The organism is Streptomyces sp. NPDC030296, from assembly GCF_055572815.1.
On record NZ_JBVICQ010000027.1, the window covers coordinates 1 to 13500 of the forward strand.

At 70.4% G+C, this 13500-nt stretch carries 11 protein-coding genes and 1 pseudogene; 7 read left to right on the top strand and 5 right to left on the bottom strand.

The features are described from left to right. Positions 1 to 172 precede the first annotated feature (172 nt). The 3 genes from ACZ4Z3_RS39855 to ACZ4Z3_RS39865 are packed head-to-tail and all read left to right on the top strand — an operon-like array spanning position 173 to position 995. A complete protein-coding gene (locus tag ACZ4Z3_RS39855) occupies positions 173 to 595 on the top strand; it encodes a hypothetical protein (protein WP_468505649.1) in 423 nt (140 codons plus the stop codon). After that, a complete protein-coding gene (locus ACZ4Z3_RS39860; RefSeq protein ID WP_468505650.1) occupies positions 592 to 795 on the top strand; it encodes a hypothetical protein in 204 nt (67 codons plus the stop codon). Before ACZ4Z3_RS39855 ends, ACZ4Z3_RS39860 begins: the two co-directional genes overlap by 4 nt. Continuing rightward, on the top strand, positions 792 to 995 hold the full coding sequence (locus tag ACZ4Z3_RS39865) for a hypothetical protein (RefSeq protein ID WP_468505651.1): 204 nt from the start codon (positions 792 to 794) through the stop codon (positions 993 to 995). The genes ACZ4Z3_RS39860 and ACZ4Z3_RS39865 overlap by 4 nt, the downstream gene beginning before the upstream one ends. Positions 996 to 1170: 175 nt before the next feature. Here ACZ4Z3_RS39865 and ACZ4Z3_RS39870 read toward each other — a convergent pair whose 3' ends face one another. The 3 genes and pseudogenes from ACZ4Z3_RS39870 to ssd all read right to left on the bottom strand — a co-directional run bounded on the left by ACZ4Z3_RS39870 (position 1171) and on the right by ssd (position 3529). Further along, entirely contained in the window at positions 1171 to 1326 is a 156-nt protein-coding gene (locus tag ACZ4Z3_RS39870) for a hypothetical protein (RefSeq protein WP_468505652.1), read from the bottom strand. A 396-nt stretch (positions 1327 to 1722) separates the two neighbouring features. Then, positions 1723 to 2325 (bottom strand): annotated as a pseudogene (locus ACZ4Z3_RS39875) (ATPase, T2SS/T4P/T4SS family); the annotation flags it as partial. 109 nt (positions 2326 to 2434) lie between these two features. Continuing rightward, complete coding sequence (gene ssd / locus ACZ4Z3_RS39880; protein WP_468505653.1) at positions 2435 to 3529, bottom strand: septum site-determining protein Ssd; 1095 nt, start codon at positions 3527 to 3529, stop codon at positions 2435 to 2437. Positions 3530 to 4141: 612 nt separating this feature from the next. Between ssd and ACZ4Z3_RS39885 the strand changes: the two genes are divergently transcribed. Further along, the gene (locus tag ACZ4Z3_RS39885) at positions 4142 to 4966 is read left to right on the top strand and encodes an HAD family hydrolase (protein WP_468505654.1); all 825 of its coding nucleotides are present in this window, start codon (positions 4142 to 4144) and stop codon (positions 4964 to 4966) included. A gap of 346 nt (positions 4967 to 5312) precedes the next feature. Here ACZ4Z3_RS39885 and ACZ4Z3_RS39890 read toward each other — a convergent pair whose 3' ends face one another. Continuing rightward, positions 5313 to 6146, bottom strand: coding sequence for a Fic family protein (locus tag ACZ4Z3_RS39890; RefSeq protein ID WP_468505655.1), 834 nt, complete (start codon positions 6144 to 6146; stop codon positions 5313 to 5315). A 99-nt stretch (positions 6147 to 6245) separates the two neighbouring features. Here ACZ4Z3_RS39890 and ACZ4Z3_RS39895 point away from each other — a divergent pair, with 99 nt between their 5' ends. Beyond that, on the top strand, positions 6246 to 7226 hold the full coding sequence (locus ACZ4Z3_RS39895) for an ATP-binding protein (protein WP_468505656.1): 981 nt from the start codon (positions 6246 to 6248) through the stop codon (positions 7224 to 7226). A 21-nt stretch (positions 7227 to 7247) separates the two neighbouring features. Here the strand turns inward: ACZ4Z3_RS39895 and ACZ4Z3_RS39900 are convergent, their stop codons facing one another. After that, a complete protein-coding gene (locus ACZ4Z3_RS39900; protein ID WP_468505657.1) occupies positions 7248 to 8576 on the bottom strand; it encodes a polysaccharide deacetylase family protein in 1329 nt (442 codons plus the stop codon). A 292-nt stretch (positions 8577 to 8868) separates the two neighbouring features. Here ACZ4Z3_RS39900 and ACZ4Z3_RS39905 point away from each other — a divergent pair, with 292 nt between their 5' ends. After that, positions 8869 to 11241: a SulP family inorganic anion transporter gene (locus ACZ4Z3_RS39905; protein WP_468505658.1), complete on the top strand. Its 2373-nt coding sequence runs from the start codon at positions 8869 to 8871 to the stop codon at positions 11239 to 11241. A 169-nt stretch (positions 11242 to 11410) separates the two neighbouring features. Then, positions 11411 to 13366: an acetate--CoA ligase gene (gene acs, locus ACZ4Z3_RS39910; protein ID WP_468505659.1), complete on the top strand. Its 1956-nt coding sequence runs from the start codon at positions 11411 to 11413 to the stop codon at positions 13364 to 13366. Positions 13367 to 13500 lie beyond the last annotated feature (134 nt).

Below are 13500 nucleotides of genomic sequence, written 5' to 3' on the forward strand. Positions count from 1 at the left end.
ACTCGCGGCACAGGGCGGGGAGTGTGGGGATCTGGTCGCCTGGTCCGTACTCGCCGGAGGAGATGCGTCGCCGCAGGTCGGCGGCGATTCGCAGGTACTCGGGCTGTGCCACCGAGACACCCCCACTTCGAATGATCGAGTCAATCTGAGTACACATACTCTCCCGTCCCGCTTGACCGGCGCCAATCTCGACGACAATCTGAGTACAGATAAGCACTACCTGTACTCAGATAACCAGGGATTGCGGGGGTCAGCCATGCCCGAGTCCGGTCATACGTGGCAAAAGCCATTCAAGGGCTTACCGATCGAAGCGACCCACGTCCGGCTGTGGACCGCTGGCCGCGTCCGCCACCCCGACGCCCCGCAGATCGCGCACGAACTCTTCGTGTCCGTGCTCGGCACCGGGGCCGACGTCATCGAGATGACCCTCTCCACCGCCGGCCCCCGCATCCGCATCACCGCCCGCGGCACCGACCCGATCCCCCTGATCTACAGCCACGGCCCCGGCTGGCTCATCGTCAGCGGGCTCGCAGCCCAGTCCGGGATGACGACCGACGAGTGCGGGCTGTGGGCGCAACTAGGGGGCACGCAGTGAACGAACCACCGCAGCACCAGGGCAACTCCGGCGCACGCCCCGTCCGGGCGATCGGCTGGTGCCACTGGCACAACGGACTCAGCGACACCATCCGCCTGGTACAGGCCGTCGAGCAGGGCACGGGCTTCGGCGGCGACCTCTTCGCCTGCGCCTCCTGCCGACAGAAGCACCGGCTCACACCGATTGGGGACCAGCCATGAGCAAAGCGTCTCGACCCACAGTCCGCGGCCTGCGTCCGCTGCGCGTGCCGGACCAGCTTCCTGGCGAGGACGAGTACGGGATGTTCATCAACCACCTGACCGGATGCGCGGACTGCGGGTACGGGCAGATCCACTGCCCGACGGCGACCGATCTGTGGCAGGCGTACAAGGCCAAGAAGCGCACGAAGAAGCGCCGCTGACCCCCGCCCGCCCCTGCACCCCGTGAGTTCCTGGGGGTGGGCGGGACCAGGCCCCGACCGGCACGCGTCTCCCGATCGGGGCCCCGAGCAGAGGCACTCCACCGTGCAGTACGACGCGGAGACCCGCGACTACAGTGGGGAGCGCCCCTGCGAGTAGCACTGATCCCGGCAAGGATCAGACCAGCTGCCAGACCACGAACGCGATGATCGTCAGTGCCGCGATGGCGCTAACGATCAAAGCTCGTGTCAGCAGGATGGCGATGTAGCGGGCGGTCCGGGCATTCCCGTCCAAGGTCTCCCGGACCGTCCGTTCCTTTTCCTTCATGATCATCGCTAGCCATTTCATAGAACCAACTCCGCTCGACAGTTCGGAGTCAGCGCGGGATGCGCCTCAGCACCGACGACGGCAAAGCCTTCCTCGGCCGGTTCGAAAACATCCGGGCAGGTCACCCTGCCGACGTCGTCCTGGATGCACCGGGACACAACGAACTGCCCCTGAAGAGGGGGCTGATGACTCCTTCGGCGGGGAGGACGATACGCACTTGCTCCGAGATCGGCTAAGCGAAAGGAACCAAAGCACCGTAAGTGACACCAGGATTTACAAACAAAGCAACCCGACCTGCGGGTTTTGCCTTCTCGTGACATCGCCCGGACTACGCCTACGAGGAGCAGAAGACGTCGGCTCGATGTAACGCCACGTGACCATTACGGAAAGGCGTTATAGATAGATATTGGGGTTGCCGGTGCCCGTGCCGCCGCTGATGACGTACGACAGCCGGGCGCGGATCAGTGCCCGCAGCACCCGGTCGCCGCCCGGCGGCACCGTGCCCGCCGCCGCCAGTTCGTCGAGCGTGAACGCCCGTGGTCGGACGACCCGCAGGGACAGGCAGGTGGAGCCCACCGCCACCGGGGGCAGTACCGCGTGGAGACGGGTGCCGTCGGGGAGCCGCGCGTCGACCCACGGCCGGGCGTCGTCGAGGCGGCGTCCGGCGACGGCCGCCAGGCGCTGGGCGAGCCGCCGTACGGCAGCCGCGTCCGGGAAGGAGATCCCGGTCAGCTCCAGGCCGCCACCGCGGTCCACCCACACCCGGTCGGGTGCCGACACCAGCACGTCGGTGACCGACGGATCGGCGAGCAGCGGCTCCAGCGGTCCGCTCCCGACCAGCTCCGACCGCAACCGCTCGGCCGCCCCGAGCACCTCGGCGTCGCCGAGCACCCGGCCTCGCTCCCGCAGCGCCTGCGCCACGCGGGCAGGTGTCGGCTCTGCCCCGCTCTCGACGAGCCACTGCCGCACACCGTCCAGAAGCCCGTCGTCGAGCACCCCGCTCACCCGCCCTCACCTCCGCTCCACGTCGTCCCGCGCCCGAGCCGCCGGCCAGGGCCCTGACACCGCCGTCCGGCGCCCCACATCGGGCGCCCGACTCCCGCCGCTCCCGCGTTCACGCCGCCTCGCTCCCCACGGCCACCCGCTCCCAGAAGCCCTCGCAGAAGCGGGCCAAAGGGCCGCGGGCGATGCCTCCCGGTGGTTTCGCGGTGTCGTGGAGGTCCGGTTCGGCGGGGACCTCGCCGGCGAGTGGCAGGCCGAGGAGGCGGGCGATGTCCTGGTCGTCGAGGCCCGGCGCGTACGGGCCCCGGACCGCCACGCGCAGGTCGCGCAGGACCATGCCGAAGGCTGAGGCGACCCGGGAGGCGGCCGCGACGGCACGCAGCTCGGCGGGGACCACCAGCAGGCCGATGTCGATCTGGGCGAGGGCCTCGGCGACGCCTTCGTCGATGCGGCGCGGCAGGTCGACGACGACCGCCCCGCCGCGCCGCCGGCCGGCGGCGAGGACCGCGCGCACGGCCTGGGGCGGGATGGCGACGGAGTCGCCCCGGTCCCAGCTGAGGACCCGCAGGGAGTGCAGTTCGGGAAGGGACTCCTCCAGGGCACCGCCGCCGACCCTGCCGCGCGAGGCCGCGAACGCGGGCCAGCGCAGCCCTTCGGCGTTCTCCCCGCCGAGGAGCACGTCGAGACCGCCGCCCAGTGGATCGGCGTCGACGAGGAGGGTGCGCCTGCCCTGCCGCGCCGAGGTCACGGCGAGCGCGCAGGCCAGGGTGGACGCCCCGGCGCCGCCGCGCCCTCCGATCACACCGACGGTGAGCGCGGGCCTGCCGACCCCTTCGGCGACATCGGCGATGCGGTCGACGAGCCATTGCTCGCCGTCGGGCAGCATCAGCACATGGTCGGCGCCGATCTGCACGGCACGCTGCCAGACCCCGGAGTCGTCCTGGTCCTTCCCGATGAGCACGACCCCCCGTCGGCGGACGGCTCCGCGCAGGCGCCGCGCGGCGTCGTCGCCGACGAGTACGAGCGGTGCCGCCTCCCAGCGGCCCCGGCCCTCCGGCACACCGTGGTGGACCTCGGGTCTGGCGCCGGCGGCCGCGCACAGGCGCAGCAGGTCGTCCAGGAGGTCCACGTCCTCGGTGACGATCAGCGGCCTGCCCTGCCGCCCGTCGCCGGCCGGCCGCCGGTCGTCGGTGATGGCTCCCGCCATGATCTCCATCCCCCTTCGCCGCGTCCGGGACGGTGCGCGAGGCCGCGCCTCGGCGCTCGTCGGCCCCGCCCGTGTCCTGGACGCCCGTGTTCAAGTCCTGTGTGAAGTGCCGGCCGTGGGCCGCCGAATGAGCGGTCGGCGAAAACCGGCCGACGACGCCCGAGAAACCGGACCGGCCAGGAACTCGCCGCCGTCGGACGCCCTGGAATCACGGTGCAGCGATCCCGGAAATCGTGTGGATCTTGGTCGAAAACTGTGGACGACCCGACCGTTGTGAATATCGCCGTCACCCGGACAGGCGAGACCCGCACGGCCCCCACAGCGCAGCGCGATGACTACGGAAAGTGACGATTCCTATGGGAGGACAGAGAAATGCCCGCGAGGACACAGGGCGGCCTCGCGGGCGGCAGAAGAGGAGGGAAAAAGTATCCGGACATGCGACGACCCCCGCCGGGGGGGAGAGCGGGGGTCGTCCCCACGGCCGACTCGGGGGGGGGGGAGGAGTCGGACCGGGTTAGCACGGTCGCGAACGATCCGTGACTTCCATGGTGTACCCGAGAGCCTTCTCAGGCAAACCCACGCGCCCCACACTAGCCCGAATGGCGGGCGCATATGCTCAGCCCCGTGGATAACCACTCCTTGCCCCGCACAGCGGCCTTCTTTGACCTGGACAAGACGGTCATTGCGAAGTCGAGCACGCTCACGTTCAGCAAGTCGTTCTACCAAGGCGGTCTGATCAACCGCAGGGCCGCCCTGCGGACCGCGTACACCCAGTTCGTGTTCCTCGCGGGCGGCGCCGACCACGACCAGATGGAGCGGATGCGGAAGTACCTCTCCGCGCTGTGCCGGGGCTGGAACGTCCAACAAGTGAAGGACATAGTCGCCGAGACCCTTCACGATCTGATCGATCCGATCATCTACGACGAGGCCGCCTCCCTGATCGAGGAGCATCACACCGCCGGGCGGGACGTCGTGATCGTCTCCACGTCCGGCGCCGAGGTCGTCGAGCCGATCGGCGAGCTGCTCGGCGCGGACCGTGTGGTGGCGACCCGGATGGTCGTCGGTGACGACGGCTGCTTCACCGGCGAGGTGGAGTACTACGCGTACGGCCCGACCAAGGCCGAGGCGATCCGGGAACTGGCTGAGTCGGAGGAGTACGACCTGGCGCACTGCTACGCGTACAGCGACTCGGCGACGGACCTGCCGATGCTGGAGGCCGTGGGGCACCCGCACGCGGTCAACCCGGACCGGACGCTCCGCAGGGAGGCCCTCGCGCGCGGGTGGCCGATTCTGGACTTCCACCGCCCGGTGCGACTGAAGCAGCGGTTCGCCGTCCGGCCCCGGCCCGCGCTCCTCGCGGCGGCGGCCATAGGTGCGGCGGCGGCCACCGCGGGACTCGTCTGGTACGCGAGTCGGCGCCGGGTGGCGACCGCCTGACCCACGCCGGATGACCAGGGCCGATTCACCCTCTTTGCAGGCAAAAGTAAAGAAGCACAGCGAGGGGTTCCACTTGCTCCGGTCGTGGAGTAGAAAGGATTCAAGGCCCGCGAGACCAAAGGACGTCCGAGAGGATCACCTTTAATAACTCATTTTGGCCCCACGGACCTAGCATGAACACTGGGCACCCACGCGACGTCGACCCGTCGATTACGGGCCAGCCGCACCAGGTGACGGGCACAAGTTCCCGACCTGATGGGCACATATCGAGGACGCTTGGTAACCCGGTGGACATGCCAGCGGCGGTACGAATTCTCGTACCGCCGCAACTTATTTCCGGCGGTTTCTACGCCGCTCCGCGCTGCAGTGCCTCACACACCGCCGTCGACTCGCGCGCACCCAGTTCGATCGCCCTGCCGCAGTGGGCGATCCAGGCGGCCATTCCCTCCGGGGTGCCGGAGACGTAGCCGTCCAGCGCGGCGAGATAGGCGGCGCGGCCGAGTTCCGCGTGACCGACCTCCGCCGGGCAGACCGACTTGGGGTCGAGGCCGCTGCCGATCAGGACGATCCGCTCGGCCGCGCGCGCGACGAGGCCGTTGTGGAAGCCGAAGGGCCGCACGGCGACCAGCTCGCCGTGCACGACGGCCGCCGTGACCAGGGCGGGCGCCGCACTGCCCCGGATGATCAGCTCGGCGAGGCCGTCGAGACGGCCGGAGACCTCCGCCGCGCTCGGCAACGGCAGCTCCACGAGGGGCTCGTCGACCGGTTCGCCGTCCTGGCGGGGACGCCCCACGCGCGCGTGGTCCTCGCCGGCCGCCACCAGGTGCAGCCGGGCCAGCACCCGCAGGGGCGACTGCCGCCAGATGGACAGCAGTTGCCCGGCCTCGGCTGTCAGCCGCAGCGCGGCGCCCACGGTGCGCGCCTCGCCGTCACCCCCCTGCCCGCTGAAGTCGCTGCGCCGTCGCACCTCTTCGAGCGCCCAGTCGGCGCCGGACAGCGCGGCCGAGCCGCGCGCGCCGCGCAGGGCGGCCTCGGAGGTGACCGCGTTGCTGCGCCGCCGCATGACTCGGTGGCCGTAGACCCGGTCCACGGCCTTGCGTACGGACTCCACGGACTCGGCCACGCCGGGAAGCTCGGCGAGGGCCGCGAGCGGATCGGCGGTCGCACCTGTCGTACTCATGAGTACGACCCTACGCGCCTCTGCCGCCGACCCCTCGAAGGAGTGGTCTTCCCTTCGGTCGACGCACCGTCGGCGATCATCCGACTACCGTTGGTGAACATGAAAATTGCTTTCGTCGGGAAGGGCGGGAGTGGCAAGACCACGCTGTCCTCCCTGTTCATCCGCCATCTCGCCGCGTCCGGGGCCCCGGTCGTCGCCATCGACGCGGACATCAACCAGCACCTGGGACCCGCTCTGGGGCTGGACGAGTCGGAGGCCGCGGAGCTTCCGGCGATGGGCGAGCGGCTCTCGCTGATCAAGAACCATCTCCGCGGTTCCAACCCTCGGATCACCTCCGCCGAGACGATGATCAAGACGACACCGCCCGGCGAGGGCTCCCGGCTGGTGCGGATCTGCGACCCCAACCCGATCTACGACGCCTGCGCCCGGCCGGTGGAACTCGACGGCGGGGCCATCCGTTTGATGGTCACCGGCCCCTTCACCGACTCCGACCTGGGGGTCGCCTGCTACCACTCCAAGACGGGAGCGGTGGAGCTGTTCCTGAACCACCTGGTGGACGGCCGCGACGAGTACGTGGTGGTCGACATGACGGCCGGTTCGGACTCCTTCGCGTCCGGCATGTTCACCCGCTTCGACATGACGTTCCTCGTCGCCGAACCGACCCGGAGGGGAGTCTCCGTCTACCGCCAGTACAAGGAGTACGCCGGTGACTACGGCGTCGCCCTGAAGGTCATCGGCAACAAGGTGCGGGGCGACGACGACCTCGACTTCCTCCACGCCGAGATCGGGGACGACCTGCTGGTCACCGTCGGCCACTCGGACTGGGTGCGCGCCCTGGAGAAGGGCCGCCCGCCCCGCTTCGAGCATCTGGAGGAGTCCAACCGCCGCGCGCTGCGCGCCCTGCACGAGGCGGCGGACGCCACGTACGAGCTGCGCGACTGGGAGCGCTACACCCGTCAGATGGTGCACTTCCATCTGAAGAACGCGAGCGGTTGGGGCAATGAGCGGACCGGGGCCGACCTGGCGTCGCAGATCGACCCCGGCTTCGTCCTCGGCGAGCAGCTCGCGGCCGCGGTCTGACCCACGGCTCGCGGCCGTCCGCTACTTCGGTTGGCCCGTCCGGGCACCCGGGGCCTCCTCGGGGGCGGGCGCCGGCCCACTCGCCGAAAACGCGTCCCAGCCCTCCTTCGGGGCCTGGCCGACACCGAGGGTGCGCAGCTTGTCCAGGACCTCCGGGTCCTGGGCGTCGAGCCAGTCGACGAGCTGCCGGAAGGAGACGCAGCGCACGTCCGGCTTGCCGCAGACGGTCTTGATGGTCTCCTCGACGGCCCGCATATAGATGCCGCCGTTCCATGACTCGAAGTGGTTGCCGATGATCAGGGGCGCGCGGTTGCCCGCGTAGGCGCGTTCGAAGCCGGCGAGCAGCCCGTCCCGGAACTGGTCGCCCCAGTACTGCCGCTTGGCCTCGGAGCCCGCACGGGCACCGGACTGGTTGACGTAGAAGTTGTAGTCCATGGTCAGCGTCTCGAAGGCGCGGCCGGGCATCGGGACCAGTTGCATCGACAGGTCCCACAGGCCGTCCTTCTTCTCGGGCCAGACCTGGTCCCTCACGCCGCTGGTGTCGTAGCGGAAGCCCAGTTCGCGGGCGGCCCGCATGAAGTTGGTCTGGCCCTCCAGGCAGGGGGTACGGGCGCCGATCAGCTCCCTGTCGTAGTCGAAGGGCAGCGGTTCGGCCTTGCCGGTGCCCGTGTTGGTCTTCCATTCCTTCACGAAGGACTTGGCCTGGGCGATCTCGCTCTTCCAGTCCTCGACCGACCATTCGCCGACCCCGCCGCCCTTGCCGCAGAAGTGGCCGTTGAAGTGGGTGCCGATCTCGTTGCCCTCAAGCCAGGCTCCGCGCAGCTGTTCCACGGTGTCCTTGATGCCGCGGACATCGTTGAAGCCGATGTCGGAGCGGCCCGGCGAGTGCTGCGGCGGACGGTAGAGGTCCCGCTTCTCCTCCGGGAGCATGTACACGCCGCTCAGGAAGTACGTCATGGTCGCGTTGTTGGCGCGGGCCACCTCGCGGAAGTGTGAGAAGAGGCGCTGGCTGTCCTCGCCGGCGCCGTCCCAGGAGAACACCACGAACTGCGGAGGCTTCTGACCGGGCTTCAACCGTTCCGGCCTGGGCAGATGCGGCTGGGTGCCGGTGTACGCGGTGGACCCGTCGCCGATGAGCCGCACCGCGGCCTTGGGCGGGGCGGGAGCGCCCCCCTCCACTCGGGGCGCCGCCTCCTTGCCGCCGCGCGCGCCCTGCATGCCTTCCTTCCAGGTGTTGCTCGCGCCGGCCGAACCGGCGGCGCCCGTGTCGCCGGAGCCACAGCCGGCGAGCGCCGCGGCGCAGGTCGCGGCGAGTGTCACGCCGACGGCGATCCTCTGGGTGACGGCCATGTTCCGCCCACCTTCTTCCTTTGCTCAGGGGCAGAGGGGCCAAGATCACACAGAGAGCCGATCAAATTAATATGACAAGCCGAAGAAATGCCTGATTCATCCTCCCGAGTGATCCGATCACCCATTTGCCGCGAATGTCCTTGCGTGACCTTTACTCTGCATTACGATTCATTTACTGAGCGTTGAGAAATCCCGCCGCTGTACGCCGTGACCCACGGCCGCGACCCGCCCCCCGCCCAAGCGGGGGGACCACCTGTTCCGCGACCGCGCAGCCCCGGAGGAGACGGGAAACATGTCCGCCTGCGTCCCCACCCACGCCCCCGACTCCAGCCCGCATCGGGCGGAGTCCGAGCACCAACCGCACAGCCCGCCCGAGGGACCCCGCCGGTTCCGCGTCGCGGGCGCCGATGTGTCCGCGTCCATCGCGGTCTTCCTGATCGCCCTTCCCCTGTCCCTGGGCATCGCCCTGGCCACCGGCGCACCCCTCCAGGCCGGCCTCGTCGCCGCCGCCGTCGGGGGGCTCGTCGCCGGACGCCTCGGCGGCTCACCACTCCAGGTCAGCGGCCCGGCCGCCGGTCTGACCGTCGTCACCGCCGACCTCATCCACCAGTACGGCTGGCGCACCACCTGCGCCATCACCGTGCTCGCCGGGCTCTCCCAACTGGGCCTGGCGCAGCTGCGCGTGGCCCGCTCCGCGCTCGCCGTGAGCCCCGCGATCGTGCACGGCATGCTCGCCGGCATCGGAGTCACCATCGCCGTCGCCCAGCTGCACATCGTGCTCGGCGGCACCCCGCAGAGCGCCGTCCTCGACAACGTCGGCGCGCTGCCGGCCCAGTTGGCGCATCTGCACCCCGCCGCCGTCTCCATGAGCGCGCTCACCCTCGCCCTGCTGTTCGCCTGGCCCCGGCTCCCCGGCCCCGTCGGCCGGCGGCTGCGCAGCGTGCCGGCCGCCCTCGTCGCCGTCGCGGGCGCCACGGCGGCCGCCGCGCTCGCCGGACTCAGCCTGCCCAAGGTCGAACTGCCGTCCTGGCGCAGCCACGCCCTGGCCGGGCTGCCCGAAGGTCCCGTGCTCGGCCTGGTCGCCGCCGTCCTCACCACGACCCTGGTGTGCAGCGTGCAGTCGCTGCTCGGTGCCGTCGCCATGGACAAGCTGGCGGCGGGCCGGACCGACGTACGGCGCTCGGACCTCGACCGCGAGCTGCGCGGCCAGGGCGCGGCCAACGTCATCTCCGGAGCCCTCGGGGGCCTGCCCATCGCCGGCGTCGCCGTCCGCAGCACGGCCAACGTCCGCGCCGGCGCCGTCAGCCGGAACTCCACGATGCTGCACGGCGTCTGGGTGGTGGCGGCCGCGCTGTTCCTGGTCCCCGCCCTGGAGTTGATCCCCCTCGCGTCGCTCGCCGCGCTGGTGATGGCCGTCGGGCTCCAGATGGTGTCCCTGCACCACATCCGCACGGTCACCCGCCACCGAGAGGTGCTCGTCTACGCGGCCACGACCCTCGGGGTCGTCCTCCTCGGGGTGCTGGAAGGCGTCACGCTCGGCATCGCCGTGGCCGTCGGCGTGGCCCTGCACCGCCTCACCCGCACCCGCATCACCCACGAGGAGAAGGACGGGGTCCACCACGTCCATGTCCGGGGTCAGTTGACGTTCCTCGCCGTGCCCCGGCTCAGCCGTGCCCTGCACCAGGTCCCGCAGGGTGCCGAGACGGTGGTGGAGCTGGACGGGTCGTTCATGGACCACGCGGCGTACGAGTCCCTCCAGGACTGGCAGCACGCCCACCGCGCACGTGGGGGCTCCGTGGAGATCACCGGACGCGCCGGGACCCGGATCGCCGAACCCGCGGGCAGCTCCGCGGCCGGCTGCCGCTGCCGGCCCTGGACGGCATGGCGCAACCACCAGTGCGCGACCCCGGCACCCGCCCCCGCCGGCAGCCCGGCCGAGGAGCCGGACGAAGGGCCGAGCAGCCATCAGCTGGCCCGCGGGATCAGCGCGTTCCAGACCAACACCGCTCCCCTGGTGCGCCGCGAGCTGGCACGGCTGGCGCGGGAGGGCCAGCAGCCCTCGCAACTCTTCCTCACCTGCGCCGACTCCCGGCTCGTCACCTCGATGATCACGTCCAGCGGCCCCGGTGACCTCTTCGTCGTACGCAATGTCGGGAACCTGGTGCCCATGCCGGGCGAGGAGAGCGCCGACGACTCGGTGGCTGCGGCCATCGAGTACGCGGTGGAGGTGCTGAAGGTGCGGTCCATCACCGTTTGCGGGCACTCCGGTTGCGGTGCGATGCAGGCCCTGCTCACCACCGACCCCCGCGGCTCCCAGACCCCTCTCAGACGATGGCTTCGGCACGGCCTGCCCAGCCTGGAGCGCGCCACCGACAAGAACCGGCCCTGGGCGCGTATCGCCGGACGCGAGCCGGCCGACGCGGTCGAGCAACTGTGCCTGACCAACGTCGTCCAGCAGTTGACGCATCTGCGAGCGCACGAGTGCGTCGAGCGCGCCCTGCGTGAGGGCACCCTCGAACTGCACGGCATGTACTTCCACGTGGGCGAGGCCCAGGCCTACCTGCTCACGGAGGACGCCCCGGACAGCGGCGTCTTCGACCGAGTGGCCGGAACGACGGGAGAGGCAGGGGCGAAGGGGACGGTTCTGCACGACACGCGCGTCTGAACCGTTTCTCCCGCCGGTCCGTGACAACGGGTGGCCCCACGCGCGTGGGGCCACCCGCCCACAGGTCTAAACCAATCCCGGGAAGGCCCTTGTCATGGGGGGTCCGGGTCTGATGAGCTGTGGCCTGGGACACAACGGTCGCCCGGCAAAGCACCGCGAGGGAGATGTCGTGAGCAACGAAAGCCTGGCCAACCTCTTGAAGGAGGAGCGACGCTTCGCGCCGCCCGGTGACCTGGCGGCGAACGCCAACGTCACGTCAGAGGCGTACGACCAGGCCAAGGCTGACAGGCTCGGTTTCTGGGCGGCTCAGGCCCGGCGGCTGACCTGGGCCAAGGAGCCGACGGAGACCCTGGACTGGTCGAACCCGCCGTTCGCCAAGTGGTTCCAGGACGGCGAGCTCAACGTGGCGTACAACTGCGTCGACCGCCATGTCGAGGCCGGCCACGGCGACCGGGTCGCCATCCACTTCGAGGGCGAGCCCGGGGACAGCCGGGCCATCACCTACGCCGAACTCAAGGACGAGGTGAGCAAAGCGGCGAACGCCCTGCTGGAGCTGGGCGTCCAGGCCGGTGACCGGGTCGCCGTCTACATGCCGATGATTCCCGAGACCGCCGTGGCGATGCTCGCGTGCGCCCGCATCGGCGCCGCGCATTCCGTCGTCTTCGGCGGCTTCTCCGCGGACGCCCTCGCGACCCGCATCCAGGACGCCGACGCCAAGGTCGTCATCACCGCCGACGGCGGCTACCGGCGCGGCAAGCCCTCCGCGCTCAAGCCGGCCGTGGACGACGCGGTCGCGAAGGCGGGCACCATCGAGCACGTCCTCGTCGTCCGCCGCACCGGCCAGGACGTCGCCTGGACCGACGGCCGCGACGTGTGGTGGCACGACATCGTCGACCGGCAGTCCGCCGAGCACACGCCGCAGGCGTTCGGGGCCGAGCACCCGCTGTTCATCCTGTACACATCGGGCACCACCGGTAAGCCGAAGGGCATCCTGCACACCTCCGGCGGCTACCTCACCCAGACGGCGTACACGCACCACGCCGTCTTCGACCTCAAGCCGGAGACGGACGTGTACTGGTGCACGGCCGATGTCGGCTGGGTCACCGGCCACTCGTACATCGTCTACGGACCGCTGGCGAACGGCGCGAGCCAGGTCATGTACGAGGGCACGCCCGACACCCCGCACCAGGGGCGCTTCTGGGAGATCGTGCAGAAGTACGGCGTGACCATCCTGTACACGGCGCCCACGGCCATCCGCACGTTCATGAAGTGGGGCGACGACATCCCCGCGAAGTTCGACCTGAGCAGCCTGCGCGTCCTGGGCTCGGTGGGCGAGCCGATCAACCCCGAGGCGTGGATCTGGTACCGCAAGCACATCGGCGCGGACCGCACGCCCATCGTGGACACCTGGTGGCAGACCGAGACCGGCGCGATGATGATCTCCCCGCTGCCGGGCGTCACCGAGACCAAGCCGGGCTCCGCGCAGCGGCCACTGCCGGGCATCGCCGCGACCGTCGTGGACGACGAGGCGAACGAGGTGCCCAACGGCGGTGGCGGCTATCTGGTGCTCACCGAGCCGTGGCCGTCGATGCTGCGCACCATCTGGGGCGACGACCAGCGCTTTCTCGACACCTACTGGTCGCGGTTCGACGGCAAGTACTTCGCCGGTGACGGGGCGAAGAAGGACGACGACGGGGACATCTGGCTCCTCGGCCGCGTCGACGACGTCATGCTGGTCTCCGGCCACAACATCTCCACCACCGAGGTGGAGTCCGCGCTCGTCTCGCACCCGTCCGTCGCGGAGGCGGCCGTGGTCGGCGCAGCCGACGAGACCACCGGGCAGGCCATCGTCGCCTTCGTCATCCTGCGCGGCACGGCGGCCGAGACCGAGACCCTGGTCGGCGAGCTGCGCGACCATGTCGGCGCGACCCTCGGCCCGATCGCCAAGCCCAAGCGGATCCTGCCGGTGGCGGAGCTGCCGAAGACCCGCTCCGGCAAGATCATGCGGCGCCTGCTGCGTGACGTGGCGGAGAACCGTCAGCTCGGCGACGTCACCACACTCACGGACTCCACGGTCATGGACCTCATCCAGACCAAGCTGCCGGCGGCGCCCAGCGAGGACTGAGATCGCGTTCATCGAGGGCTGAACCCGCGTAGGGGCGGTGGCCGGGTGGCCGCCGCCCCGTCGAGGCCGGGCGGTGGCCAGGTGGCCCCCCGTCGAGGGGCCGAAGATGAGGTACGTCCTGAGGGGCACCCGGT

What these genes read in the sequence shown, in the direction of transcription:
- ACZ4Z3_RS39865 (WP_468505651.1), top strand. Translation starts at nt 792, where the DNA reads ATGAGCAAAGCGTCTCGACCCACAGTCCGCGGCCTGCGTCCGCTGCGC.
- ACZ4Z3_RS39870 (WP_468505652.1), bottom strand. Translation starts at nt 1,326, where the DNA reads ATGATCATGAAGGAAAAGGAACGGACGGTCCGGGAGACCTTGGACGGG.
- ssd (WP_468505653.1), bottom strand. Translation starts at nt 3,529, where the DNA reads ATGGCGGGAGCCATCACCGACGACCGGCGGCCGGCCGGCGACGGGCGG.
- ACZ4Z3_RS39885 (WP_468505654.1), top strand. Translation starts at nt 4,142, where the DNA reads ATGCTCAGCCCCGTGGATAACCACTCCTTGCCCCGCACAGCGGCCTTC.
- ACZ4Z3_RS39890 (WP_468505655.1), bottom strand. Translation starts at nt 6,146, where the DNA reads ATGAGTACGACAGGTGCGACCGCCGATCCGCTCGCGGCCCTCGCCGAG.
- ACZ4Z3_RS39895 (WP_468505656.1), top strand. Translation starts at nt 6,246, where the DNA reads ATGAAAATTGCTTTCGTCGGGAAGGGCGGGAGTGGCAAGACCACGCTG.
- ACZ4Z3_RS39900 (WP_468505657.1), bottom strand. Translation starts at nt 8,576, where the DNA reads ATGGCCGTCACCCAGAGGATCGCCGTCGGCGTGACACTCGCCGCGACC.
- ACZ4Z3_RS39905 (WP_468505658.1), top strand. Translation starts at nt 8,869, where the DNA reads ATGTCCGCCTGCGTCCCCACCCACGCCCCCGACTCCAGCCCGCATCGG.